At 71.8% G+C, this 23,981-nt stretch carries 25 protein-coding genes; 24 read left to right on the forward strand and 1 reads right to left on the reverse strand.

The window, feature by feature from the left end; all coding sequences use genetic code 11:
- Nucleotides 1-69: 69 nt before the first annotated feature.
- Nucleotides 70-741: a TMEM175 family protein gene (locus tag ACTU3I_RS18150; protein WP_442927123.1), complete on the reverse strand. Its 672-nt coding sequence runs from the start codon at nucleotides 739-741 to the stop codon at nucleotides 70-72.
- 139 nt (nucleotides 742-880) lie between these two features.
- Here ACTU3I_RS18150 and pyrR point away from each other — a divergent pair, with 139 nt between their 5' ends.
- From pyrR to trpA, 24 genes are all read left to right on the forward strand, one after another.
- Nucleotides 881-1,414, forward strand: a complete 534-nt coding sequence (pyrR, locus tag ACTU3I_RS18155) for a bifunctional pyr operon transcriptional regulator/uracil phosphoribosyltransferase PyrR (RefSeq protein ID WP_442927124.1) — start codon at nucleotides 881-883, stop codon at nucleotides 1,412-1,414.
- 3 nt (nucleotides 1,415-1,417) lie between these two features.
- Nucleotides 1,418-2,386, forward strand: a complete 969-nt coding sequence (locus ACTU3I_RS18160; protein ID WP_442927125.1) for an aspartate carbamoyltransferase catalytic subunit — start codon at nucleotides 1,418-1,420, stop codon at nucleotides 2,384-2,386.
- Nucleotides 2,383-3,693 carry a dihydroorotase gene (locus ACTU3I_RS18165; RefSeq protein ID WP_442927126.1) on the forward strand — a complete coding sequence of 437 codons (1,311 nt, stop codon included), beginning with the start codon at nucleotides 2,383-2,385 and terminating at the stop codon, nucleotides 3,691-3,693. The genes ACTU3I_RS18160 and ACTU3I_RS18165 overlap by 4 nt, the downstream gene beginning before the upstream one ends.
- Nucleotides 3,690-4,190, forward strand: a complete 501-nt coding sequence (locus tag ACTU3I_RS18170) for a PH-like domain-containing protein (RefSeq protein ID WP_442927127.1) — start codon at nucleotides 3,690-3,692, stop codon at nucleotides 4,188-4,190. The genes ACTU3I_RS18165 and ACTU3I_RS18170 overlap by 4 nt, the downstream gene beginning before the upstream one ends.
- On the forward strand, nucleotides 4,187-5,404 hold the full coding sequence (carA, locus tag ACTU3I_RS18175; protein WP_442927128.1) for a glutamine-hydrolyzing carbamoyl-phosphate synthase small subunit: 1,218 nt from the start codon (nucleotides 4,187-4,189) through the stop codon (nucleotides 5,402-5,404). Before ACTU3I_RS18170 ends, carA begins: the two co-directional genes overlap by 4 nt.
- The gene (gene carB, locus ACTU3I_RS18180) at nucleotides 5,404-8,691 is read left to right on the forward strand and encodes a carbamoyl-phosphate synthase large subunit (protein WP_442927129.1); all 3,288 of its coding nucleotides are present in this window, start codon (nucleotides 5,404-5,406) and stop codon (nucleotides 8,689-8,691) included. Before carA ends, carB begins: the two co-directional genes overlap by 1 nt.
- A complete protein-coding gene (gene pyrF, locus ACTU3I_RS18185) occupies nucleotides 8,688-9,539 on the forward strand; it encodes an orotidine-5'-phosphate decarboxylase (protein WP_442927130.1) in 852 nt (283 codons plus the stop codon). The genes carB and pyrF overlap by 4 nt, the downstream gene beginning before the upstream one ends.
- The gene (gene gmk / locus ACTU3I_RS18190) at nucleotides 9,536-10,435 is read left to right on the forward strand and encodes a guanylate kinase (protein WP_442927131.1); all 900 of its coding nucleotides are present in this window, start codon (nucleotides 9,536-9,538) and stop codon (nucleotides 10,433-10,435) included. The genes pyrF and gmk overlap by 4 nt, the downstream gene beginning before the upstream one ends.
- A gap of 118 nt (nucleotides 10,436-10,553) precedes the next feature.
- Nucleotides 10,554-10,808 (forward strand): DNA-directed RNA polymerase subunit omega, encoded by a 255-nt coding sequence (gene rpoZ / locus ACTU3I_RS18195; RefSeq protein ID WP_442927132.1) that lies wholly within the window; start codon nucleotides 10,554-10,556, stop codon nucleotides 10,806-10,808.
- Between the two features lie 93 nt (nucleotides 10,809-10,901).
- Nucleotides 10,902-12,095 (forward strand): methionine adenosyltransferase, encoded by a 1,194-nt coding sequence (gene metK / locus ACTU3I_RS18200; protein WP_442927133.1) that lies wholly within the window; start codon nucleotides 10,902-10,904, stop codon nucleotides 12,093-12,095.
- A gap of 45 nt (nucleotides 12,096-12,140) precedes the next feature.
- Nucleotides 12,141-14,111: a primosomal protein N' gene (locus ACTU3I_RS18205; RefSeq protein WP_442927134.1), complete on the forward strand. Its 1,971-nt coding sequence runs from the start codon at nucleotides 12,141-12,143 to the stop codon at nucleotides 14,109-14,111.
- Between the two features lie 8 nt (nucleotides 14,112-14,119).
- Nucleotides 14,120-15,037, forward strand: coding sequence for a methionyl-tRNA formyltransferase (gene fmt, locus ACTU3I_RS18210; protein WP_442927135.1), 918 nt, complete (start codon nucleotides 14,120-14,122; stop codon nucleotides 15,035-15,037).
- 2 nt (nucleotides 15,038-15,039) lie between these two features.
- Nucleotides 15,040-16,410, forward strand: a complete 1,371-nt coding sequence (locus ACTU3I_RS18215) for an RsmB/NOP family class I SAM-dependent RNA methyltransferase (RefSeq protein ID WP_442927188.1) — start codon at nucleotides 15,040-15,042, stop codon at nucleotides 16,408-16,410.
- 7 nt (nucleotides 16,411-16,417) lie between these two features.
- Nucleotides 16,418-17,110, forward strand: coding sequence for a ribulose-phosphate 3-epimerase (gene rpe, locus ACTU3I_RS18220; protein ID WP_442927136.1), 693 nt, complete (start codon nucleotides 16,418-16,420; stop codon nucleotides 17,108-17,110).
- A gap of 20 nt (nucleotides 17,111-17,130) precedes the next feature.
- The gene (locus tag ACTU3I_RS18225; RefSeq protein ID WP_442927137.1) at nucleotides 17,131-17,703 is read left to right on the forward strand and encodes a hypothetical protein; all 573 of its coding nucleotides are present in this window, start codon (nucleotides 17,131-17,133) and stop codon (nucleotides 17,701-17,703) included.
- Between the two features lie 35 nt (nucleotides 17,704-17,738).
- Complete coding sequence (locus ACTU3I_RS18230; RefSeq protein ID WP_442927138.1) at nucleotides 17,739-18,002, forward strand: phosphoribosyl-ATP diphosphatase; 264 nt, start codon at nucleotides 17,739-17,741, stop codon at nucleotides 18,000-18,002.
- Nucleotides 18,003-18,044: 42 nt separating this feature from the next.
- The gene (gene hisG, locus ACTU3I_RS18235) at nucleotides 18,045-18,887 is read left to right on the forward strand and encodes an ATP phosphoribosyltransferase (RefSeq protein ID WP_442927139.1); all 843 of its coding nucleotides are present in this window, start codon (nucleotides 18,045-18,047) and stop codon (nucleotides 18,885-18,887) included.
- 16 nt (nucleotides 18,888-18,903) lie between these two features.
- Nucleotides 18,904-19,701 carry an imidazole glycerol phosphate synthase subunit HisF gene (hisF, locus tag ACTU3I_RS18240; RefSeq protein WP_442927140.1) on the forward strand — a complete coding sequence of 266 codons (798 nt, stop codon included), beginning with the start codon at nucleotides 18,904-18,906 and terminating at the stop codon, nucleotides 19,699-19,701.
- Complete coding sequence (hisI, locus tag ACTU3I_RS18245) at nucleotides 19,698-20,057, forward strand: phosphoribosyl-AMP cyclohydrolase (protein ID WP_442927141.1); 360 nt, start codon at nucleotides 19,698-19,700, stop codon at nucleotides 20,055-20,057. The genes hisF and hisI overlap by 4 nt, the downstream gene beginning before the upstream one ends.
- Complete coding sequence (locus ACTU3I_RS18250) at nucleotides 20,054-20,644, forward strand: Trp biosynthesis-associated membrane protein (RefSeq protein WP_442927142.1); 591 nt, start codon at nucleotides 20,054-20,056, stop codon at nucleotides 20,642-20,644. Before hisI ends, ACTU3I_RS18250 begins: the two co-directional genes overlap by 4 nt.
- 83 nt (nucleotides 20,645-20,727) lie before the next feature.
- Nucleotides 20,728-20,958, forward strand: a complete 231-nt coding sequence (locus ACTU3I_RS18255) for a DUF6704 family protein (RefSeq protein WP_442927143.1) — start codon at nucleotides 20,728-20,730, stop codon at nucleotides 20,956-20,958.
- Nucleotides 20,959-20,993: 35 nt separating this feature from the next.
- Nucleotides 20,994-21,770: an indole-3-glycerol phosphate synthase TrpC gene (gene trpC, locus ACTU3I_RS18260; protein ID WP_442927144.1), complete on the forward strand. Its 777-nt coding sequence runs from the start codon at nucleotides 20,994-20,996 to the stop codon at nucleotides 21,768-21,770.
- A complete protein-coding gene (gene trpB / locus ACTU3I_RS18265) occupies nucleotides 21,767-23,029 on the forward strand; it encodes a tryptophan synthase subunit beta (RefSeq protein WP_442927145.1) in 1,263 nt (420 codons plus the stop codon). The genes trpC and trpB overlap by 4 nt, the downstream gene beginning before the upstream one ends.
- On the forward strand, nucleotides 23,026-23,811 hold the full coding sequence (gene trpA, locus ACTU3I_RS18270; RefSeq protein ID WP_442927146.1) for a tryptophan synthase subunit alpha: 786 nt from the start codon (nucleotides 23,026-23,028) through the stop codon (nucleotides 23,809-23,811). Before trpB ends, trpA begins: the two co-directional genes overlap by 4 nt.
- Nucleotides 23,812-23,981 lie beyond the last annotated feature (170 nt).

Here is a 23,981-nt window from a genome sequence, read left to right on the forward strand (position 1 = left end):
GCGTGGGTTCGGGCGCGGAAGCGTGGATTCGCGGTGAGAACACCACGCCCGTGCGAACATCAGGGCGGTTCAGCGTCTCGCGAGCAGGCGCGCCCACAGCGGGCCGAGAACGAGAAGACCCGCCCACGTCCACTTGGCCGGTTCGGCGCCGGCGAGAAGTGCGACCGGCACTGAGGCGAGGAAGACAGCGGGGGTCGCGAGCGCCCCCAGTACGCTGCGCCGGTTCTCGCGGGCGGTCGTCGGGCTGCGCTCGAGGCCCCGCGCGCGACCGATCTGCGCCACGGCGGTCTGCGCGAGCGCGGCCAGCGCGATGTTGAGGGCGTACAACGCCGTCGGAAGCGGAAGGTCGTTGGACTGCGGATCGCTGATCCCCTGCGTCGTGAACGGGATGAGCAGGATCATTCCCACCGCGACGAGGTTCGCAGCGACCGTCGGGCCATCGATGCCGCGCAGCATCCGCATCATCTGCACGTTCACTCGCCAGAACACGGCGATCACCGTGAAGCTGAGCGCTAGGCCCAGCAGCTGCGTGCCGAGCCCCGACGACGCGAGCGCCGGGATGCTCGTCCACTCCTCGGCCGACGGCGGGTCGACGTTCGCGATGAGCAGCGTGATCGCGAACCCGTAGACGGCGTCGAAGAACGAGATCCCGCGCCCGTACTCGTCGGAACCGACGGGCGCCGTCACGGCCGGGCCTCGCCCCGACGCCGCCGCGCCCTCGGGTTCCCGTGCATTCGGCACGTCACCAGGGTGCCAGGCGGGTCGCCGCCGCTCGCGCCGGACGCGCCGTAACGCTCCTGCGACCGGTGGAGGCGATAGGGTGGGGGAGCAACCCAGCAACCTTTAACACCGTCCCGTGAGGCGGAGAAGGGAGCGGCGGATGACCACGCGCACCGTGCTGCACGATGCCGACATCGCCCGCGCACTGACTCGGATCTCCCACGAGATCCTGGAGTCCAACCGAGGACCGGACGATCTCGTGCTCCTCGGAATCCCGACCCGCGGCGTCACGCTCGCCGAACGTATCGGCTCGCTCGTGAGCGATTTCTCCGGCGCACCGGTGCCGGTCGGGGCGATCGACGTCACGATGTACCGCGACGACCTGCACCGAAACCCCACGCGCGCCCCGCAGCCCACCGCCATCCCGCCGGGCGGCATCGACGGCAAGACCGTCGTCCTCGTCGACGACGTGCTCTTCTCCGGGCGCACGATCCGCGCCGCCCTGGACGCGCTGCAAGACATCGGGCGACCGGCCGCCGTGCGACTGGCGGCCCTCGTGGACCGAGGGCACCGGGAGCTGCCGATCCGGCCCGACTTCGTCGGCAAGAACCTCCCCAGCGCCCGCGACGAGCGCGTCTTCGTGCGCCTGGCCGAGACCGACGGCGCAGAGGCCGTCACGATCGAGGGGCGCTGACGGATGCAGCACCTGCTCGACACCCAGTCGCTCGGCCGCGACGACGCCCTGCGCATCCTCGACGTCGCGGAGGACATGTCCGACACGCAACAGCGCGAGGTGCGCAAGCTCCCGACGCTGCGCGGCCGAACCGTCGTGAACCTCTTCTTCGAAGACTCCACCCGCACCCGGATCTCCTTCGAAGCCGCCGCGAAGCGCCTCTCGGCCGACGTCATCAACTTCTCGGCGAAAGGCTCCAGCGTCTCCAAGGGCGAGTCGCTCCAGGACACCGCCCAGACCTTGCAGGCCATGGGAGCAGACGCCGTCGTCATCCGGCACGGTGCGTCCGGAGCGCCGCGCACGCTCGCGACCAGCGGGTGGATCAGCGCGGGGGTCGTGAACGCCGGAGACGGCACCCACGAGCATCCCACCCAGGCGCTCCTGGACGCCTTCACGATCCGCAAGCGGTTCTTCGGGGGCGACAGTCGCGGACGCGACCTGGCGGGCCTGCGGGTCACCATCGTCGGCGACGTCCTGCACTCGCGCGTCGCGCGCTCTAACGTGTGGCTTTTGCACACCCTCGGCGCCCGCGTGACGCTCGTCGCGCCGCCGACGCTCGTGCCGCAGGACATGACCGCGTGGCCAGTCGAGGTGCGCTACGACCTCGATGACGCCCTGGCCGAGGCGCCGGACGCGCTCATGATGCTCCGCATCCAACTGGAACGGATGAATGCGGCATATTTCCCCACTGAACGGGAGTATTCCCGTCGATGGGGGCTGGATGCGCGGCGCCTGGACTCTCTCGCGCCCGGTAGCATCGTTCTGCACCCCGGCCCGATGAACCGGGGGCTGGAGATCTCCGCCGAAGCTGCCGATTCCGATCGCTCGACGGTGCTCGAGCAGGTCGCGAACGGCGTATCGGTGCGGATGGCCGTGCTCTACCTGCTGCTGGCGGGGGAGCGGACGGCGAGCGAGAAAGAGGACGAGAGATGACGGCGACCTTCGTCCTCCGCGGCGCACGCCTCGAAGGCGGCGACCCGGCAGACATCGTGATCGAGGACGGGCGCATCTCCGACGTCGGCACCGGGCTGACCCGCGCCGGCGCCACGACCGTCGACGCGGACGGGCTGATCGCCCTGCCCGGCCTCGTCGACCTGCACACGCACCTGCGCGAGCCCGGCTACGAGGCATCCGAGACCGTCCTCACCGGCTCGCGAGCAGCCGCAGCCGGCGGCTATACGACGGTCTTCGCGATGCCGAACACGTCACCCGTGGCCGACACCGCCGGCGTGGTCGAGCAGGAGCTCGCCCTCGGCGAGGCCGCCGGGTACGTCCACGTGCAGCCGATCGGTGCCGTCACGGTCGGGCAGAGGGGCGAGCGCCTCGCCGAGCTCGGGGCCATGGCCGACTCCCGCGCGGGCGTGCGCGTCTTCAGCGACGACGGCTTCTGCGTGGGGGATCCCCTCATCATGCGGCGGGCGCTGGAGTACGTGAAGGCGTTCGACGGCGTCGTCGCCCAGCACGCACAGGACCCGCGTCTGACCGAGGGCGCCCAGATGAACGAGGGCGCCGTCTCGGCAGAGCTCGGGCTCGCGGGATGGCCCGCGGTCGCCGAGGAGTCGATCATCGCGCGCGACGTGCTGCTGGCCCAGCACGTCGGATCGCGCCTGCACGTCTGCCATCTCTCGACCGCCGGCTCGGTCGACATCATCCGCTGGGCGAAAAGACGCGGCGTCGACGTCACCGCGGAGGTCACCCCGCACCACCTGCTCCTCACCGACGAGCTCGTCCGCGGGTACGACGCCCGGTACAAGGTCAACCCGCCGCTGCGCCGGGACGAGGACGTGAGGGCGGTCCGCGAGGGCCTCGCCGACGGCACGATCGACATCGTCGCCACCGACCACGCCCCCCACCCGGCGGAGGCGAAGGCCAGCGAGTGGTCGGCCGCCGCCAACGGCATGGTGGGGCTGGAGAGCGCCGTCCGCGTCGTGCAGCAGGCCATGGTCGACACGGGGCTCCTCACGTGGGCCGATGTCGCGCGCGTGATGTCGCGCACGCCGGCCCGCATCGGACGGCTGGCGGCCGCCGGCACCGGGCTCACCGCCGGTGAGCCCGCGTCGCTCACCCTCTACGACCCGCGCCCCGTGCGCACCTTCGGCACCGGTGACCTCCGCGGCCGCAGCCGCAACTCGCCCTATCTCGGGCGGGAGCTCCCGGGCGAGGTGCGCTGGACCTTCTTCCGAGGGGTCCCCACGGTCGCCGACGGCGTGCTCGCTGCGACCCCGGGGGTGCACGCATGAGCCGCGAGGGCGCGCTCCTGCTCATGATCGGCGTCGCCGTCGTGCTGCTCGGCGTCCTCACGTGGGCGTGGATGCGGCGGGTGCGCCGTGATGCAGGTCTTCCCGCTCCGGTCGGCGAGCTGCCCTCCGGGGCGCGCGAGCTCGCCCGGTTCCCGGGGCTCTACGTCGCCACCACCCGGCACGATCAGCCCCTCGAGCGCCTCGCGATCCGCGGCCTCGGTTTCCGCTCGCGCGCGGAGATCATCGTCACCGACGCCGGAGTCGCGCTCGATCTCCCCGGACAGCCGCGGATGCTGCTGCCCGCCGGCCGCCTCGTCGACGCGGCGCTGGCGACCGTCGCGATCGACCGCGTGGTCGAGCGAGACGGCCTCGTCCGCGTGTCGTGGCGCATCGACGACGACACCGTCGTCGACACCTTTCTCCGTCCGCAGGATGCGTCTGCGCGCTCTCTCGCCGATGCCATCCGCCCGCTCCTTCCGACAGGATCCGACGCATGACCCCCCTTTCCACCGAACCCGCCGTGCTCGTCCTCGAGGACGGCACGCGCTTCCCCGGCCGCGCGTACGGCGCGCAGGGCACCACGCTCGGCGAGGTCGTCTTCGCCACCGGGATGACCGGCTATCAGGAGACGCTCACCGATCCGTCGTACGCCGGTCAGATCGTGCTGCAGACCGCGCCCCACATCGGCAACACCGGCATGAACACCGAAGACCCCGAGTCCCGCCGCATCTGGGTGTCCGGCTACATCGTGCGCGACCCCTCCCGCGTCGTGTCGAACTGGCGGGCGGAGCAGTCGCTCGATGACGCACTGGTCGCCGACGGCGTGGTGGGGATCAGCGGGATCGACACGCGCGCAGTGACCCGCCGCATCCGGTCGTCCGGCAGCATGCGCGGCGGCATCTTCTCCGGCGACGCCGCGCGCGTCGCCGGCGACGAGCAGCTGCGGATCGTCCGCGAAGCCCCCGAGATGGCCGGGCGAAACCTCTCGGCCGAGGTCTCCGTCTCCGTGGCCGAGGTCACCGCGGCGCGGGGCGAGCGGATCGGCAACCTCGCCGTGCTCGACCTCGGAGTGAAGCAGGCCACGATCGACAATCTCGCCGACCGCGGATTCGAGGTGCACGTGCTGCCGCAGGACGTGACGATCGACGACATCCGCGCCATCGACCCGGTCGCGGTGTTCTACTCCAACGGCCCCGGCGACCCTGCCGCCTCCGGCGACCACGTGGAGCTGCTGCGGGCCGTGCTCGATGACCGGCTGCCGTTCTTCGGCATCTGCTTCGGCAACCAGCTGCTCGGCCGCGCGCTCGGCTTCGGCACGTACAAACTGCCGTTCGGTCACCGCGGCATCAACCAGCCGGTGCTCGACCGGACGACCGGGCGGGTGGAGATCACGGCGCACAATCACGGATTCGCCGTCGACGCGCCGCTGGAGGGCGCCACGGACAGCCCGAACGGCTACGGGCGGGTGGAGGTGAGCCACGTCGGGCTCAACGATCAGGTGGTCGAGGGCCTTCGCGCGCTCGACATCCCCGCCTTCTCCGTGCAGTACCACCCGGAGGCCGCGGCCGGCCCCCACGATGCCAACTACCTGTTCGACCGATTTGCTGAGCTGGTCCGCAAGGACCGGTCCGCCCGGTCGCTGAGCGAGGAGCACGGCGACGAGACGAAGCGCCGCGACATCGTCGCGTCGACCCCGAAGGACGAGAACTGATGCCCAAGCGCGACGACATCCGCTCCGTCCTCGTCATCGGCTCCGGCCCGATCGTCATCGGTCAGGCGGCCGAGTTCGACTACTCGGGGACGCAGGCGTGCCGGGTCCTGCGCGAAGAGGGGGTGCGCGTCATCCTCGTGAACCCGAACCCGGCCACGATCATGACCGACCCCGACTTCGCCGACGCCACCTACATCGAGCCGATCACCCCCGAGGTCATCGAGACGATCCTTCTCAAGGAGCGTCCGGATGCCATCCTCCCCACCCTCGGCGGGCAGACCGCCTTGAACGCCGCGATGGCGCTGCACGATCGGGGCATCCTCGAGCGCCACGGCGTCGAGCTCATCGGCGCCAAGGTCGACGCGATCCGCAAGGGCGAGGACCGGCAGATCTTCAAGGAGCTCGTGATCGAGGCCGGCGCCGACGTCGCGGCATCCGTCATCTGCCACTCCATGGATGACCTGCTCGCCGGCGCCGAGAAGCTCGGTTACCCGCTCGTCGTCCGGCCCTCCTTCACGATGGGGGGTCTCGGCTCCGGGTTCGCGTACGACGAGGCCGACCTCCGCCGCATCGGCGGCGCGGGACTGCACGACTCGCCGACGAACGAGGTGCTGCTGGAGGAGTCGATCCTCGGGTGGAAGGAGTACGAGCTCGAGCTCATGCGCGACACCGCCGACAACACGGTCGTCGTGTGCTCGATCGAGAACGTCGATCCCGTGGGTGTGCACACCGGCGACTCGATCACGGTCGCCCCCGCGCTCACCCTCACCGACCGCGAGTACCAGAAGCTCCGCGACATCGGCATCGACATCATCCGCGCCGTGGGCGTGGACACCGGCGGATGCAACATCCAGTTCGCCGTCGATCCGGTCAGCGGCCGCATCATCGTCATCGAGATGAACCCGCGCGTCTCTCGCTCCTCGGCGCTGGCCTCGAAGGCCACCGGCTTCCCGATCGCGAAGATCGCCGCGAAGCTCGCGATCGGCTACCGCCTCGATGAGATCCCCAACGACATCACGAAGGTGACGCCCGCCAGCTTCGAGCCCACGCTCGACTACGTCGTGGTGAAGGTGCCGCGCTTCAACTTCGAGAAGTTCCCCGCCGCCGACGTCACCCTCACCACGACCATGAAGTCGGTGGGCGAGGCGATGGCGATCGGACGCAACTACACCACCGCGCTGCAGAAGGCCCTGCGGTCGCTGGAGAAGCGCGGATCGTCCTTCCACTGGGGCGAGGAGAGCCGCTCGGTGGACGAGCTGCTGGAGATCGCGAGAATCCCGACCGACGGGCGCATCGTCGTGCTGCAGCAGGCGCTTCGCAAGGGGGCGACGGTCGAGCAGGCATTCGAGGCGACGGCGATCGACCCGTGGTTCCTCGACCAGATGGTGCTGATCAACGAGGTCGCCGAGGTCGTCCGCGCGGCGACCGACCTCGACGACGCCACCCTCCGCCTCGCGAAGGAGCACGGCTTCAGCGACGCCCAGATCGCCGAGATCCGCGGGATCGGCGAGACCGAGGCCCGGTCACTCCGGCACGATCTCGGCATCCGCCCGGTGTACAAGACCGTGGACACGTGCGCGGGGGAGTTCCCGGCGCTGACGCCCTATCACTACTCCAGCTACGACTTCGAGACCGAGGTCGAGCCGTCAGATCGCACCAAGGTGGTGATCATCGGCTCGGGCCCGAACCGCATCGGGCAGGGGGTCGAGTTCGACTACTCGTGCGTGCACGCGTCGTTCGCGCTGTCGGACGCCGGGTACGAGACGATCATGATCAACTGCAACCCCGAGACGGTGTCCACCGACTACGACACCTCCGATCGGCTGTACTTCGAGCCGCTCACCCTCGAGGACGTGCTGGAGATCCTGCACGCCGAGTCGGCGTCGGGGGAGATCCTCGGGGTCATCTGCCAGCTCGGCGGCCAGACGCCGCTGGGCCTGGCCAAGGGAATCGAGGCGGCGGGATACCGCATCCTCGGCACGAGCCCGGAGGCCATCGACCTCGCCGAGGAGCGGGAGCTGTTCTCCCGACTCCTCGACCGCGCGGGCCTCGTCGCTCCGCGCAGCGGCACGGCGACCGACGTCGACGGCGCCGTGGCGATCGCGGAGGAGATCGGCTATCCCGTGCTCGTGCGCCCGAGCTTCGTGCTGGGCGGGCGCGGCATGGAGATCGTCTACGACACGGCGAGCCTGCGGGACTACTTCGTGCGCATCGCCGACCAGGCGATCATCGGCCCGGGGCTCCCGCTCCTGGTCGACCGCTTCCTCGACGACGCGATCGAGCTCGACGTCGATGCGCTCTACGACGGCAGCGAGCTCTACGTCGGCGGGGTCATGGAGCACCTCGAGGAGGCCGGCATCCACTCCGGCGACTCCAGCTGCACGCTGCCGCCCATCTCCCTCGGGCGCAGCGACATCGATCGTGTCCGCACGGCGACCCTCGCGATCGCCGAGGGGGTCGGGGTACTCGGCCTCCTCAACGTGCAGTTCGCGATCTCGGCGGGGGTCCTCTACGTCATCGAGGCCAACCCGCGCGCGAGCCGTACGGTGCCCTTCGTCTCCAAGGCGCTCGGCATCCCGCTCGCGAAGGCTGCCAGCCGCATCATGGCGGGGTCCTCGATCGCCGACCTGAAGGCGGAGGGTCTCCTCCCGGATCAGGACGGCTCGCGAGTGCCGCTGAACGCGCCGGTCGCCGTCAAGGAGGCCGTGCTGCCGTTCAAGCGCTTCCGCACCGCCGACGGTCAGACCGTCGACTCCGTGCTCGGCCCCGAGATGCGCTCCACCGGTGAGGTCATGGGCATCGACCGCGATTTCCCGACGGCGTTCGCCAAGAGCCAGGAGGCCGCCTACGGCGGCATGCCGCTGGAGGGGACCGTCTTCATCTCGGTGGCGGATGCCGACAAGCGCGCGGTGATCCTCCCCGCCCACCGGCTGCATGAGCTCGGCTTCACGCTCGTGGCCACCGAGGGGACCGCGGAGATCCTCGCCCGCAACGGCATCGACGTGCGGGTGGTGAACAAGTTCTCGGCCACCCAGGCGTCGGGCGAGACGAACATCGTCGATCTGATCAACGCCGGCGAGATCGACATGATCGTGAACACCCCCAGCGGCGGGCTGGCGCGGGCGGACGGGTACGAGATCCGCGCCGCGGCCGTGGCCGCCGACAAGGCGCTGTTCACCACCATGGCCGTCCTCGGCGCGGCCGTGAGCGCCCTGGCCGTCCTCCCCGAGGGGTTCCGCGTGCGGAGCCTGCAGGAGTACGCCGCCGACCGGGCGGAGCGCGGGTGAGCACATTCGGGCAGCGGCTGAGTGAGGCCCTTTCCGCATCCGGGCCGCTGTGCGTCGGCATAGACCCGCACGAGGCGCTGCTGCGTGCGTGGGGGCTGCCCGTCGACGCGGCGGGCGTGCGGGAGTTCGGCCTTCGCGTGGTGGAGGCCTCGGCCGGCCGCGTCGGCGTCGTGAAGCCGCAGGTGGCGTTCTTCGAGCGGTTCGGCTCGGCCGGGTACGCCGCGCTCGAAGACGTGCTCGCGGCGGCGCGCGAGGCGGGGCTCCTCGTCGTCGCCGACGCGAAACGCGGCGACATCGGCACGACCATGGACGGGTACGCCGCCGCCTGGCTCTCGCCCGGCTCTCCGCTGGAGGCGGATGCGGTGACCCTCAGTCCGTACCTGGGCCCGGATTCGCTGCAGCAGACCCTCGCGACGGCGCTCCGCGCCGACAAGGGCGCCTTCGTCCTGGCCGCGACGAGCAATCCCGAGGCTCTTCCCGTGCAGACGGCGCTGGTCGTGGACGACGCCGCCGACGAGGGCCAGCGCGTCGCCGAGCGGGTCGCCCGCGACGCGGCGTGGCACAACATGGGGCTCCCCGGCGCCCTCGGATCCGTCGGGGTCGTCATCGGGGCCACGATCGATCGCACCGCGTTCGGTCTCGGCGACATCGTGCTCGCCGGCTCGCCGATCCTCGCACCCGGCTTCGGCGCGCAGGGCGCCGACCCCGCCGACCTCCCGCGGCTGTTCGGCTACGTCGCCTCGCAGGTCGTCGCGAGCGAGAGCCGCAGCATCCTCTCCGCCGGTCCCTCGGGCCTTGCCGCGCGCATCGACGAGCGGGCCGAGCTCTACCGGAAGGCACGGGCATGACCGACTCCCGAAGGCCCCCCGACGTCGATCGCATCGCCGCCTCCCGCCGGGCGGTCGCCGCACGGCGGGAGCGTGCCGCGCTCAAGCGCGACGTCACCACGCGCGTGATCACACCCCAGGAGCTGCTGCGCCGTGCCCTCGCGGACCCCGATTCGGCGGCCGGAGCCATGCGCGTGCCGGAGTTCCTCACCGCGATCCCCGCCGTGGGGGAGGGCAAGCGCGACCGCATCCTCGCGGAGTTGGCGATCTCGCCCGTCAAACGGCTCGGCGGCCTGGGCGCGCGTCAACGCCGCGACCTGCGCGAGTTCCTCGACCGGCGCTGGCCGGAGCCGCAGCCGCGACCCGGTCGCAGCCGCCTGGTGGTGCTCGCCGGCCCGACCGCCGTCGGCAAGGGCACCGTCGCGGCGCAGATCCAGGCCACCCACCCCGAGATCCATCTGTCCGTCTCCGCGACCACGCGGCCGCCGCGTCCAGGGGAGGTCGAGGGCGAGCACTACTTCTTCGTCGACGACGCCGAGTTCGACCGGATGATCGCGGCGGGGGAGCTTCTCGAGCACGCGACGGTGCACAACCGCTTCCGCTACGGCACCCCCCGGGGGCCGATCGAGAAGGTCTTGACCGACGGCGGGACGGCCCTCCTGGAGATCGATCTGCAGGGCGCACGCCAGGTGCGCGCCGCCGACCCGAGCGCCGTCCTCGTCTTCCTCCTGCCGCCCAGCTGGGACGAGCTCGTCCACCGCCTCGTCGGGCGCGGCACGGAGGACGCCGAGGAGCGCGCCCGGCGCCTGCGCACGGCGCGGACCGAGCTCGCCGCCCAGGGTGAGTTCGACTACCGCGTCGTCAACGACGACGTGGCGTCGGCTGCCGAGCAGGTCGTCGCCGTCGCCTCCCGCTGACCCCGCGCGCATCCACCGTCGCGCGTCACCGCGGACGGACGGGGGAGGCGGTAGACTGGGCGGATGCTTCGGCGCTGCGTGCGCCGCATCCGCCGACACCGAACCAGGAGGTTTCGCCATGGCCGGAACGAACCAGGGCATCATCGAGCCCCCCATCGACAGCCTTCTCGAGAAGGTCGACTCGAAGTACCAGCTGGTGATCTACGCCGCCAAGCGCGCGCGTCAGATCAACGACTACTACTCAGACCTGCACGAGGGGAACCTCTTCGACAACGTGGGCCCGCTCGTCGACTCGACAGTCGAGGACAAGCCGCTCACCATCGCGATGCACGAAATCCACGAAGACAAGCTGCGCCTTCGCCACGTCGAGTGAACCGCTTCCTCGTGTGACATCGCCCCGGGCGGCTTGTCGGCCGTCCGGGGCATACTTGTGCCCGTCCCACCCGATCGCCTCCCGGGAGCACTCTTGACCGAACTGCGGCTGTTCACCTCCGAGTCCGTCACGGAGGGCCACCCCGACAAGATCTGCGACCAGATCTCCGACAGCATCCTCGATGCCATCCTCACCGAGGATCCGCACGGGCGAGTCGCCGTCGAGACGCTCGTGACGACGGGCCTCGTGCACGTCGCCGGCGAGGTCTCCACCAGTGCGTACGTCGAGATCCCCGCGATCGTGCGCGCTGTCGTGAACCGCATCGGCTACACCTCGAGCGACACCGGCTTCGACGGCGACTCGTGCGGCGTGAGCGTCTCAATCGGCGCACAGTCCTCCGACATCGCCGCCGGCGTCGACAAGGCCTTCGAGCGGCGAGAAGACGGCTCGGAGGATCCGCGCGACCTCCAGGGCGCCGGTGACCAGGGCATCATGTTCGGCTATGCCACGAACGAGACCCCCGAGCTCATGCCGATGGCCATCTGGACGGCCCATCGCATCGCCGAGCGGCTGACCGAGGTACGTCGCGACGGCAGCCTCCCGTTCCTCCGTCCCGACGGCAAGACGCAGGTGACCCTCGGATACGACGGCACGACGCCGAAGACCGTCGAGTCGGTCGTGCTCTCCACGCAGCACCAGCCCGACATCTCGCAGAAGGCCCTTCGCGCCGCCATCCGCGCCGAGGTCATCGACCCGGTGCTCGAGCGCACTGGCCTGGAGCTTCCCGACGTGAAGTTCTACATCAACCCCGCCGGCCCGTTCGTCATCGGCGGTCCCAAGGGCGACGCCGGCCTCACCGGCCGCAAGATCATCATCGACACCTACGGCGGCGCCGCCCGCCACGGCGGCGGCGCGTTTAGCGGCAAGGACCCCTCGAAGGTCGACCGCTCCGCCGCCTACGCGATGCGGTGGGTCGCCAAGAACGCCGTCGCGGCCGGACTCGCGGACCGTCTCGAGGTGCAGATCGCCTATGCGATCGGCAAGGCCAAGCCCGTCGGCCTCTACGTCGAGACGTTCGGCACCGGGCACGTGTCCGACGAGGCCATCACGCGCGCGATCCGCGATGTCTTCGACCTGCGCCCGCGCGCGATCATCGAGCAGCTCGATCTTCTCCGCCCGATCTACGCCCAGACGGCCGCCTACGGTCACTTCGGCCGGGAGCTCCCCGACTTCACCTGGGAGCGCACCGACCGCGTCGACGAGCTGCGCGCCGCCGCCGGCCTCTGACCCGGCGCCGGGTGCGCACGTGACACGCCCGAGCGGAGCACGCCGGTGACCGCGCGCCGGATCGCCCGCGTGCTGCTGGACTCGCCGCTGCCGCAACTGGACCGCCTGTTCGACTATGTCGTTCCCGTCGGCGTCGATGTCGTCGCCGGTGCGCGCGTGCGGGTGCCGCTGCGTTCGGCCGGGCGCATGATCGAGGGCTACGCCGTCGAGATCGCCGAGGAGTCCGACTTCGAGAGGCCGCTGTCCGAGATCGACGCCGTCGTCTCGCTCGTCGCCGTGCTTCCCGAGCGGTTGTACACGCTCGCCCGCCGGGTCGCCGATCGCGCGGCGGGGTCTGCATCCGACGTGCTGCGCCTGGCGATCCCGAAACGGATGGTGCGCGCCGAGAAGGCATGGCTGGCGGCCGAGGCGCCTGTCGCGCCCGCGCTCGCCGCCGAGGCCCGTGCGGCGGCGGATGTCGCGCTGCAGGGCTACCCGGGCCTGGCCGACGCGATCGCGGCGGGGGAGCGGATCGCGCTCGACGCGCCGCCGCATCCCGCACCGGGCCTCGCCGTGGGCGCGTGGGCCGAGCTCTTCGCCGCGGCAGCCGCGCGTACCCTCGCCACCGGACGCAGCGTCATCCTCGTCACCCCGGACTACCGCGACCAGGCTCAGCTGGAGCGCGCCCTCACGGAGAGAGTGCCACCCGAGGCCGTCGTGCGCGACGACGCGGACCAATCCGGTCCGGCCCGGTACGCGCAGTACCTCCGCATGCTCGACGACGCCCCGTGCATCGTCGTGGGCCGCCGGTCCGCGGTATACGCCCCGGTACGCGCCGGTCTGGTGGCGGTATGGGACGACGGCGACCCGCTCCTCGCCGAGCCTCTGAGCCCCGGCGTGCACGCGCGCGACGCCGCGCTCGTGCGCCAGGAGCTGGAGGGCTCTGCCCTGCTGCTGGCGGGCCACACGCGCACCACCGACGTGCAACGACTCGTGGAGATCGGCTGGGTCAAGGACGTGCCGGCCTCCCGCCGCGTGTCGCCGCGCGTGGTCCTCAGCGCGACGCGAGAGGGCGAGCGCGGCTCGCGCGTGCCCTCCGCGGCGTTCCAGGCGGCACGGAAGGCCGTCACCTCCGGCCCCGTGCTCGTGCAGGTCTCCCGACCGGGATACGCGCCGTCCCTGGTGTGCGCCGAGTGCCGCCGCCCCGCCCGATGCGCATTCTGCGCCGGGCCGCTGCGCGCCAGCCGGCCCGGGGTCACGCCGACGTGCGGGTGGTGCGGTCGCGCCGCCCACGGCTGGACGTGCCCGCACTGCCAGGCGCAGACACTGCGGATGGCCTCATCGGGCAGCGAGCGTACCGCCGACGAGCTCGGACGAGCGTTCCCCGGCGTCCGCGTTCTCATCGCCGACGGCGCGCACCCCCTCACCGAGGTCGACGACCGCCCGGCGCTGGTCGTCGCGACCCGCGGCGCCGAGCCCATCGCACACGGGGGCTACCGGGCCGTCGTGCTGCTGGACGGCGAGCGGATGCTGCTGTCCGAGGCGCTGCGGATCGGCGAGGACTGCCTCCGCTGGTGGTCCAACGCCGCCGCGCTGGCCCGTCCCGGCGCCCCCGTTCACCTGGTCGGCGTCGCCGGCCCCGTCGCCCGCGCGCTCGCGACCTGGACGCAGCCGGCCTACGCGCGCGGCGAACTGGCCGTCCGATCCCCGCTTCACATGCCGCCGTCCGTGCGGCTCGCGACAGTCTCGGGCGCGCCGAAGGCCGTGGACGAGGCCCTGGCGAGCCTCCGCAGCGACGTGCCCGACCTGCCCGCAGACGCCGTCCTCGGCCCGGTCCCGGCGGGGACGGACGCCGACGATCCCGCGGTCCGCGCGCTCGTCCGGTTCGAATACGGGCTGGGGCGTCCGGTCGCGGACAGTCTCCGCGCCGCCGTCGTCGCCGACGCGGTGCGCGTGCGTGCGTCGTCCCGGCGAAAGGGCCCGCGACCCCGCAATACACTCAGAGTCCGGCTCGACATCCCCGAGCCGGACCTGTGAGGAGAACCATGCGCCTCGTCTTCGCCGGCACTCCCGAGCCGGCCGTTCCCTCGCTCCGCGCCCTGGCGGCGACCGGTCACGAGGTCGTCGCGGTGCTCACCCGCACCGACGCGCCCCTCGGGCGAAAGCGCATCCTCACGCCCTCGCCGGTCGCACGTGCCGCGGACGAGATCGGCCTGCCCGTCGTGAAGGCCGACCGGCTGGACGACGCCGTGACGCGCACCGTCCAGGGCCTGGATGCCGACCTCGGCGTCATCGTCGCGTACGGCGGCCTGGTGCGGGAGCCCCTCCTGTCCGCGCCGCGCCACGGCTGGATCAACCTGCACTTCTCGCTCCTGCCACGGTGGCGCGGAGCCGCGCCCGTCCAGCGTGCCCTCATCGCCGGTGAAAAGACCCTCGGCGCGGCGGTCTTCCAGCTCGTCCCCGAGCTCGACGCGGGGCCCGTTTTCGCGCAGCGGCCGCACCAGGTCACCGAAGAGACCGCGGGCGAGGCCCTCGACGCGCTCGCCCTCGTCGGCGCCGACCTCCTCGTCGCCGTCGTCGACGACATCGCGGCGGGAACAGCCCGCGCGGTCCCGCAGACCGGTGAGGCGACGCTCGCCCCCAAGCTCACCCTCGACGACGGGGCCATCGAGTGGTCGGCGGATGCGGCGGCCGTGCTCGCCCGCATCCGCGGTGTGACACCGGAGCCCGGCGCCCACACGACCGTCGACGGCGGACGCCTGAAGATCCTCGCGGCCTGCGCCGCGACCGGCGCGACAGCGCTGGCACCCGGAGCTCTGGCGCTTGCGGAGCGGCGCGTGCTGGCCGGCACCCGCACCGACCCTGTCGAGCTCGTCACCGTGCAGCCCGCCGGAAAAGGCCCGATGGCGGCGGCCGATTGGTGGCGCGGGCTGCGCGCCGATGATCCGCGGGTGGGCTCGTGAGTGTGCAGGCCGCGCGCCGGGTCGCCTACCGGGTGCTCCGCGCCGTCGACGAGGCCGACGCCTACGCGAACCTGCTCCTTCCGCACGAGATCACGCGGGCATCGCTGTCGGCACAGGACGCGGCGCTCGCGACCGAGCTGACCTACGGCACGCTCCGCAGACGCAGCACGTACGATGCGGTGATCGGTCTCGCCGCCGACCGCCCCGCCGCCGACGTCGACCCACCCGTGCGCGACGCGCTGCGGCTGGGCGTGCACCAGATCCTCTCCACGCGCGTGGCCTCCCACGCCGCCGTCAACGAGTCCGTCGAAATCGTGCGGGGTGAGGCGGGCCGCGGCGCCGCCGGCTTCGCCAACGCCGTCCTGCGGCGGGTCGCCCGCGACACGCCCGGTCAGTGGATCGCGCGCGTCGGTGAGTCGGCGCGCTCCGACGACGAACGGCTCGGCCTGCTGTCCGCGCACCCGGTATGGGTCCTCCGCGCCTTCCGGCGCGCCCTCGCTGCCGAGGGGCGCGCGGATGAGCTCGACGCCCTGCTCGGGGCCGACAACGCCTCTCCCCGTGTCACCCTCGCCGCGCTCCCCGGCCTGGCAGAGATCCTCGCCGATGCCACACGCGCGCCGTATTCGCCCTACGCCTTCCCGCTTCCCGGCGGCGATCCGGATGCGGTGATCCGCGGAAGCGGCGGCCGCATCCGCGTGCAGGACGAGGGCTCGCAGCTGGCCGCTCTCGCCCTCAGCCGCGCGACCCCGATCGGGCCAGAGGAGAGGTGGCTCGACCTGTGCGCCGGGCCGGGAGGCAAGACCGCGCTCCTGGCCGCCGAAGCGCTCCGCGCCGCAGCGCGCCTCGAGGCGAACGAGATCTCGCCCGCGCGTGCCGAGCTCGTCCGGCGCGCCGTCGCTCCCGTCCCGCTGGAGGTCCCCGTGACCGAGGAGGACGGTCGTGCGCGCGCCCGTCGCGAACCGGAATCTTTCGACCGCATCCTCGTCGACGCGCCCTGCACCGGCATCGGCGCGCTCCGTCGACGGCCCGAGGCGCGATGGCGCAAGACCCCCGCCGACGTCCCCGACCTCACGGCGTTGCAGCGCGAGCTGGTCCTGGCCGCCGTGGACGCGCTGAAGCCGGGCGGGATCGTCGCGTACGTGACGTGCTCCCCGCACCTGGCCGAAACTGCCGGTGTGCTCGCCGACGTGCGGCGCGAGCTCGGCGACGCCGTGTCAGAACTCGACGCCCGCGCGGTCGTCACGGCAGTGTCCCGGTCGCCCATCGACCTGCCGGAGCAGACAGACGGGTCGGGACGGGCTCAGCTGTGGCCGCATCGCCACGGCACCGACGCGATGTCGATCGCCCTTCTGCGCAAGACGCGCTCGACATAATGGTCCGGTGATCTCCCTGCATCCGTCCTCCGACGCCGTCCGGATCAACCCCAGCATCCTGGCCGCCGATTTCGTGAACATGCAGGCCGAGCTCGCCCGCATCGACGCCGCCGACTTCGTGCACGTCGACGTCATGGACAACCATTTCGTGCCGAACCTGACGTTCGGGCCGCAGATGGTCGAACGCATCCAGGCGACGAGCCCGGTGCCGCTGGACGTGCACCTCATGATCGACGCCCCGGAGCGCTGGGCGCCCGGGTACGCGGAACTGGGCGCCGCCTCCGTCACCTTCCACCTCGAGGCCGCCGCCGAGCCGGTCGCCCTGGCGCGGCACCTCCGCAGGATCGGCGCCCGGGCGGGCGTCGCGGTCAAGCCCGACACCCCGGTGGAGAACCTCTTCGACGTGCTCGACGAGTTCGACCAGATCCTCGTCATGACCGTCGAACCGGGCTTCGGAGGCCAGTCGTTCCGTGCCGAGACCATGCCGAAGCTGCGCTCCCTCGCCGACGAGGCACGTCGGCGGGGATCCTCGGTGTGGCTGCAGGTCGACGGCGGCATCTCCGAATCGACGATCGCCCAGGCCGCGGAGGCGGGCGCCGACACGTTCGTCGCGGGTTCGGCGGTCTTCGGCGCCGGAGATCCGGATGCGGCGATCGCGAACCTGCGCGCCCTCGCCGGTCGGCATTCCGCTCACCGCTGACGACGCGGCACACTGAGGTCATGCAGAACCCGACCGACTCGCCCGACGCGGATGCGGGCGGGGCCGACGCGGCCGCGACGCCGACCGCCGCCCTCCGCGCCGTGGGAACACGGCACGTCCGCCGGTTCGTCAGCGCCTACAGCGGCGAGCACGGTGTCTACGGCATCGTGCTGGTGACCGCGCTGATCGCCGCCGAGATCGATGCTGAGACCGACTTCGACGTCATCCTGTTCGTCCTGGGGACGGTGGGGGTCTTCTGGCTCGCGCACATATACGCGGCCGTCGTCGCCAGCCGTGGCCGACACCCCGCGCCCCCGCTGCGGGTCGGCATCCGCGACGGCATCCGCCATTCGTCCGGAATGGCCCTGGCGATGCTGATCCCCGTCGTCCTCCTCGCCCTCGGGACGCTGCAGTGGGTGGAGGAGTGGACCGCGTACTTCCTCGCCCTGGGCAGCGGCGTCGTCATCCTGGGGGTCATCGGATACGCCAACGCACGCCGGAACGGCAGCTCGTGGCCCTGGCGTCTCCTGGGCGTGCTGTCCACGACGCTTCTCGGACTCCTGGTGATCGCCCTCAGCATCGCCGTGCACTGACCCGGGAGGACGCCCGCGTTCGATACCCTGGCAGGGTGAAGACGTTCGACGCCCTGTTCGCCGAGCTGAGCGCGAAGGCCACCGAACGCCCCGCCGGGTCCGGCACGGTCGCGCAGCTCGACGCCGGCGTGCACGCCATCGGCAAGAAGATCGTCGAAGAGGCCGCCGAGGTGTGGATGGCCGCCGAGTACGAGTCCGACGCGGCGACGGCGGAGGAGATCTCCCAGCTGCTGTACCACCTGCAGGTGCTGATGCTGGCCAAGGGCCTCACCCTCGAGGACGTCTACCGACATCTCTGAGCACGTCACCCGACCGCTCACCCTCGATCCCAGGAACCCGCCATGCTGCGAATCGCCGTGCCGAACAAGGGCTCGCTGGCCGACACCGCCTCGGAGATGCTCTCCGAGGCGGGCTACACCGGCCGCCGCGACCCGAAGGACCTCTTCGTCTCCGACCCGCTCAACGAGGTCGAGTTCTTCTATCTCCGCCCTCGGGACATCGCGACCTACGTCGGCTCGGGCGCGCTCGACGTCGGCATCACGGGCCGTGACCTGCTGCTGGACGCCCGGATGCCGGGTGCCCGCGAGATCGAGGCACTCGGCTTCGGCGATTCGACCTTCCGCTTCGCCGGTCGCCCCGGCCGCTTCACCGAACTGGAGGACCTCCAGGGAGTGCGCGTGGCCACCGCCTACCCGGGGCTGGTCGACCGGTTCCTCGACGAGCGCGGCATCGCGGTGGACCTCGTGCCGCTGGACGGCGCCGTCGAGTCGGCCGTGCAGTTGGGGGTGGCGGATGCCGTCGCCGATGTCGTGTCCACCGGCACGACGCTGCGACAGGCCGGGCTGGAGATCTTCGGGCCGGCGCTCCTGCAGTCCGAGGCGGTCCTCATCGCGGGACCTCGCGACGTCGAGGGCACCGAGACGCTCCTGCGGCGCCTGCGCGGCGTCCTGGTCGCCCGTCGCTACGTCATGATCGACTACGACCTGCCCGCCCGGCTCGTCGACGACGCGGTGGCGCTGGCCCCCGGTATCGAATCGCCCACCATCTCGCCGCTGCGCGACCCCGACTGGGTAGCCGTGCGGGTCATGAGCCCGCGACGCGGGGTCAACCAGGTGATGGACGCCCTCTACGCCATCGGGGCGCGCGCGATCCTCGTCACCGAGATCCACGCGGCACGGCTGTGAACGCGGGGAGCTGCTGATGTCCCTCGCATGCCGCGTCATCCCGTGCCTGGATGTCGCCGCCGGCCGCGTCGTGAAGGGCGTCAACTTCGAGAACCTGCGTGACATGGGCGATCCGGTGGAACTTGCCCGGTTGTACTTCGATCAGGGCGCGGACGAGATCACCTTCCTCGATGTGACGGCCACCGTCGATGAGCGAGCGACGACCTACGACGTGGTGCGTCGCACCGCGGAGCAGGTCTTCATCCCGCTCACCGTCGGCGGCGGCGTGCGAAGCGTCGACGACGTGGCTCGGCTCCTCGGCGTGGGCGCCGACAAGATCGGCGTCAATTCGGCGGCGATCGCGCGCCCCGCGCTCTTGGACGAGATCGCCGATCGGTTCGGAGCGCAGGTGCTCGTGCTCTCGCTCGATGTCAAACGCTCCCCGTCGACGGCGTCCGGCTTCGTGGTCACGACGCACGGCGGCCGCACCGAGACCGCCCTCGACGCCCTCGACTGGGCGCGGGAGGCGATCGAGCGAGGTGCGGGGGAGCTGCTGGTCAACTCGATCGACGCCGACGGGACGAAGGAGGGGTTCGATCTCGAGCTCGTCGGCCGCATGCGCGAGATCTCGCGGGTGCCCGTGATCGCCTCGGGCGGTGCGGGCGCCGTGGAGCATTTCGCCCCCGCCATCCGTGCCGGCGCCGACGCGGTGCTGGCGGCATCGGTGTTCCACACCGGCGCGCTGACGGTCGGAGAGGTGAAGGCGGCGATGGCCGCGGACGGGATCGAGGTGCGCTCGGGAAGTGCACGCAACGAGGAGAGCCGGACGAGATGACGGAGAGCGTCGAGGAGCGGATCGCGCGGGTGGCGTTCACGCCGGAGGGCCTGGCACCCGCGATCATCCAGCAGCACGACACCGGTGAGGTGCTGATGCTCGGCTGGATGGACGCCGAGGCGCTGCGCCGCACCCTCACGACCGGCCGGGTGACGTTCTGGTCCCGATCGCGCCAGGAGTACTGGCGCAAGGGGGACACGTCCGGAAACATCCAGCTCGTGCGCGGTGCGCGTCTGGACTGCGACGGCGACGCACTGCTCATCTCGGTCGACCAGGTGGGACCGGCCTGCCACACGGGCACCCGCACGTGCTTCGACGCCGACGACCTCGAACCGGTGGCGGACGTTCCCCGATGATCCGCCGGGCCCGTCTCGCCGTCGTCGTCGCCTTCCTCCTCGCCGGCGCCGTGGGGGTCATCTCATCGACCCAGACCTGGCTGACTGTCGCACTCTCCGACGGCTCGGCCGAGCAGCTCGAGGTATCAGGGTCCGCCGCTCTTCCCGTCCTGGCTCCGCTGAGCCTGGCGCTCCTGGCGCTCGGCGGGGCGATGTCGATCGTCGGCACGGCGGTGCGGTACGTCCTCGGGGCCCTCGGAGTGGTCCTCGGCGGCATCCTCGCCTGGCTGACGACCGCCGTCGCCGTCGCGCCGCCGGTGAGCGCCGTCGCATCGACGGTGACAGGGACGACGGGGATCGCGGGGCTCGAGGGTGTGGCCGCCCTGGTGCGATCGATCGCGTCGACCCCGTGGCCGTGGATCACCGCTGTCGTGCAGGTCCTCCCGCTGGCGGCGGGCGTCCTCACGCTCGTCACTGCTCGCCGCTGGGGCTCCGGAGCGGGCCGCCGGTATGCGACATCGGCTGCCAGCGCTGCGGGAGGTTCCCGCCCGCACGACGCGATCGACTCGTGGGACGATCTGTCGCGCGGCGACGATCCGACGCGCTGACGCGCGGAATCGAGAGCCCTCGGAGGGCACCGATAGACTGGACCCGCGCGCGGCCACGCCGCGCCCGCACCCGAAGGAGACCCATGAGCAACCACATCGGCGACCCCGGTCACGGACACTCGCCGGCCGCCTGGACGGCCGTGATCATCATGCTCGTCGCGATCACGATCGGCACCACGGCATTCTTCCTCGACCTGGCGTGGCTGGTCTGGGCGTCGGCGGTTCTGGTGCTCGTCGGCGCGATCGTGGGGTGGGCGATGTCCAAGGCCGGGTACGGCGTGGGCGGGGCGAAGTACACCCCCCGCGAACATTGAGCGCCCCGGCCCAGCGGTTGCCCGGGAGCCGGAACATGCTCGCCGACCTCACCGCCGGCGCCGTCGAGGACGCCGAGCAGCGCGCCCAGGATCGCCCGCTCGCGCAGGTGGAGCGCGACGCCCTGGCGGCCCGCCCCGCTCTCGACGCGGTCGCCGCTCTCGCACCCGCGGACCAGGTGAAGATCATCGCCGAGGTCAAGCGGGCGAGCCCGTCGCGCGGTGACCTCGCAGCGATCCCCGATCCCGCTCACCAGGCGACGCTCTACCAGGAGGGCGGAGCATCCGTCATCTCGGTGCTCACCGAGGGCCGCCGGTTCAAGGGCACCCTTGCGGACCTCGAGGCGGTGAAGTCCGCGGTCTCGCTGCCCGTGCTCCGCAAAGACTTCATCGCCACGCCGTACCAGGTGTTCGAGGCGCGCGCCGCGGGCGCCGATCTGGTTCTCCTGATCGTGGCGGGGCTGGATGCGCGCGTGCTCGCGGATCTGCACGCGCTCGTCCTCGACCTCGGGATGACGCCGCTGGTGGAGGCTCACTCCGCCGAGGAGGTGGACCGCGCCGCACAGCTCGGCGCCCGCCTCATCGGCGTCAACGCCCGGGACCTCGCGACCTTCGAGCTCGACCGGGATTTGTTCGGCCGGCTCGCGGATCGCATCCCCGCCGACGCCGTCAAGATCGCGGAGTCCGCGGTCCTGACCCCCGCCGACGTCGCGCACTATCGCGCGGCCGGAGCGGATGCCGTCCTCGTGGGGGAGGCGCTGGTCACCGGCGACCCCGTCGCGAGCCTCCGGTCCTTCCGGGGGGTGGCGGCATGAGTCTCCGTGACGAGAAGGGCCCGTTCTTCGGGAACTTCGGCGGGCGGTACATGCCCGAGTCCCTCATCGCCGCCATCGATGAGTTGACGGCGGTGTACGAGGCCGCCATGGCCGACCCCTCGTTCGTCGCGGAGTTCCGCCGCCTGTTGCACAGCTATGCCGGGCGGCCGTCCCCGATCACCGAGGTGGCACGCTTCGCCGCATCCGCCGGTGGAGGCCGGGTCTTCCTCAAGCGGGAGGATCTCAACCACACCGGCTCGCACAAGATCAACAACGTCCTCGGCCAGGCCCTCCTCACCCAGCGCCTGGGCAAGACCCGCGTGATCGCGGAGACGGGCGCGGGGCAGCACGGCGTGGCCACGGCCACGGCGGCGGCGCTGTTCGGCTTCGAGTGCACGATCTACATGGGCGAGGTCGACACCGAACGCCAGGCGCTGAACGTGGCGCGGATGCGGCTCCTCGGCGCCGAGGTCATCCCGGTACGCACCGGATCCCGCACCCTCAAGGACGCGATCAACGAGGCTTACCGTGACTGGGTCGCGAGCGTCGAGACGACGAACTACATCTTCGGCACCGCCGCGGGGCCGCATCCGTTCCCCGCCATGGTCCGCGACTTCCAGAAGATCATCGGCGAGGAGGCGCGCGAGCAGCTGCTCGCGGAGACCGGTCGTCTCCCCGATGCCGTCGTGGCGTGCGTGGGTGGCGGGTCCAACGCGATCGGCATGTTCGATGCGTTCCTCGACGACTCCTCGGTCGCTCTCTACGGCGTCGAGGCCGCCGGTGACGGCGTCGACACCGAACGGCACGCCGCGTCGATCGAGCGTGGCCGCGCCGGGGTCCTTCACGGCGCGCGCACCTTCGTGCTGCAGGACGAGGATGGGCAGACCGTCGAGTCGCACTCGATCTCCGCGGGCCTGGACTATCCGGGCGTCGGTCCCGAGCACGCGTGGCTCGCATCCATCGGCCGGGCGCAGTACATCCCCGCCACCGACGACGAGGCGATGCAGGCCCTCCGCCTCCTCAGCGAGACCGAGGGCATCATCCCCGCCATCGAGTCGGCGCACGCCCTCGCTGGCGCGCTGCGCGTGGGCCGTGAGCTCGGTCCCGATGCGGTGATCGCGATCTGCCTCTCCGGCCGCGGCGACAAGGACATGGACACCGCCGCGAAGTACTTCGACCTGTACGACGAGGCCGCGCCCGACCCGGTGAGCGTGCCGCCGGCGACGGACGAGGCGCAGGGGGAGGGCACTCAGCTATGACCTCCCGCGTCTCCGCCGCGATCGACGCCGCCCGCGCCACCGGACGAGGCGCCCTCGTCGGGTACCTCCCCGCCGGGTTCCCCGACATCGACACCGGAATCGCCGCGGCGGTCGCGCTGGCGCGCAACGGCGCCGACATCCTCGAGATCGGCCCGCCCTACAGCGATCCGGTGATGGACGGCCCGGTCATCCAGGAGGCGACGCAGACGGCCCTCGCGGCCGGCTTCCGCCTGCGCGACCTCTTTCCCGCCATCCGCGAGATCACGCGCCAGGTCGATGTCCCCGTCCTGGTCATGACGTACTGGAATCCCGTCGTGCAGTACGGCGTCGACCGCTATGCCGACGCGCTGCTGGCCGCCGGCGGCGCGGGGCTCATCACGCCGGACATCACGCCCGAGGCTGCGGGCGAGTGGATCGCGGCGAGCGAGCGCACGGGGCTGGACCGGGTGTTCCTGGCCGCTCCGACATCGACGGACGAACGTCTCGAGATGATCGTCCGCGCCTCGACCGGATTCGTCTACACGGTGTCGACCATGGGCATCACCGGCGAACGCGCCGAGCTCGATGCCGCCGCGCGCGGTCTCGTCGGCCGGCTGCGGGAGCACGGCGCCGAGCGCGCCTGCGTCGGCATCGGGATCTCCACCGCCGAGCAGGTCGCGGGGGTCGTCGAATACGCCGACGGGGCGATCGTGGGAACGGCCCTCGTCCGGGCCCTGCGCGACGGCGGCGTCGAGCAGCTCGCCGCGACAGCCCGCGCCCTCGCCGCCGGCACCGCTCGCTGACCGCCGGCACCGCTCGCTGACGCCCGGCGCTCACCGCCCCCGTTCGGGGCGCTCGATGTGCTTCGGGGCGACCGTTGCGCGCCCCGAAGCACATCGGCCGCCCCGAATCGCCTTCCGGTAGCGCGATGGTCCGCCCCGGAGCGCGAGGGCCCGACGTGAGCAGCCTGCGC

Origin of the sequence: Microbacterium sp. RD1 (assembly GCF_052220165.1) — a bacterium.
Lineage (GTDB): Bacteria > Actinomycetota > Actinomycetes > Actinomycetales > Microbacteriaceae > Microbacterium.

Coding starts and splice junctions, on each gene's coding strand:
- pyrR (WP_442927124.1), top strand. CDS start 881: ATGACCACGCGCACCGTGCTGCACGATGCCGACATCGCCCGCGCACTG.
- ACTU3I_RS18160 (WP_442927125.1), top strand. CDS start 1,418: ATGCAGCACCTGCTCGACACCCAGTCGCTCGGCCGCGACGACGCCCTG.
- ACTU3I_RS18165 (WP_442927126.1), top strand. CDS start 2,383: ATGACGGCGACCTTCGTCCTCCGCGGCGCACGCCTCGAAGGCGGCGAC.
- ACTU3I_RS18170 (WP_442927127.1), top strand. CDS start 3,690: ATGAGCCGCGAGGGCGCGCTCCTGCTCATGATCGGCGTCGCCGTCGTG.
- carA (WP_442927128.1), top strand. CDS start 4,187: ATGACCCCCCTTTCCACCGAACCCGCCGTGCTCGTCCTCGAGGACGGC.
- carB (WP_442927129.1), top strand. CDS start 5,404: ATGCCCAAGCGCGACGACATCCGCTCCGTCCTCGTCATCGGCTCCGGC.
- gmk (WP_442927131.1), top strand. CDS start 9,536: ATGACCGACTCCCGAAGGCCCCCCGACGTCGATCGCATCGCCGCCTCC.
- rpoZ (WP_442927132.1), top strand. CDS start 10,554: ATGGCCGGAACGAACCAGGGCATCATCGAGCCCCCCATCGACAGCCTT.
- fmt (WP_442927135.1), top strand. CDS start 14,120: ATGCGCCTCGTCTTCGCCGGCACTCCCGAGCCGGCCGTTCCCTCGCTC.
- ACTU3I_RS18225 (WP_442927137.1), top strand. CDS start 17,131: ATGCAGAACCCGACCGACTCGCCCGACGCGGATGCGGGCGGGGCCGAC.
- hisG (WP_442927139.1), top strand. CDS start 18,045: ATGCTGCGAATCGCCGTGCCGAACAAGGGCTCGCTGGCCGACACCGCC.
- hisF (WP_442927140.1), top strand. CDS start 18,904: ATGTCCCTCGCATGCCGCGTCATCCCGTGCCTGGATGTCGCCGCCGGC.
- hisI (WP_442927141.1), top strand. CDS start 19,698: ATGACGGAGAGCGTCGAGGAGCGGATCGCGCGGGTGGCGTTCACGCCG.
- ACTU3I_RS18250 (WP_442927142.1), top strand. CDS start 20,054: ATGATCCGCCGGGCCCGTCTCGCCGTCGTCGTCGCCTTCCTCCTCGCC.
- ACTU3I_RS18255 (WP_442927143.1), top strand. CDS start 20,728: ATGAGCAACCACATCGGCGACCCCGGTCACGGACACTCGCCGGCCGCC.
- trpC (WP_442927144.1), top strand. CDS start 20,994: ATGCTCGCCGACCTCACCGCCGGCGCCGTCGAGGACGCCGAGCAGCGC.
- trpB (WP_442927145.1), top strand. CDS start 21,767: ATGAGTCTCCGTGACGAGAAGGGCCCGTTCTTCGGGAACTTCGGCGGG.
- trpA (WP_442927146.1), top strand. CDS start 23,026: ATGACCTCCCGCGTCTCCGCCGCGATCGACGCCGCCCGCGCCACCGGA.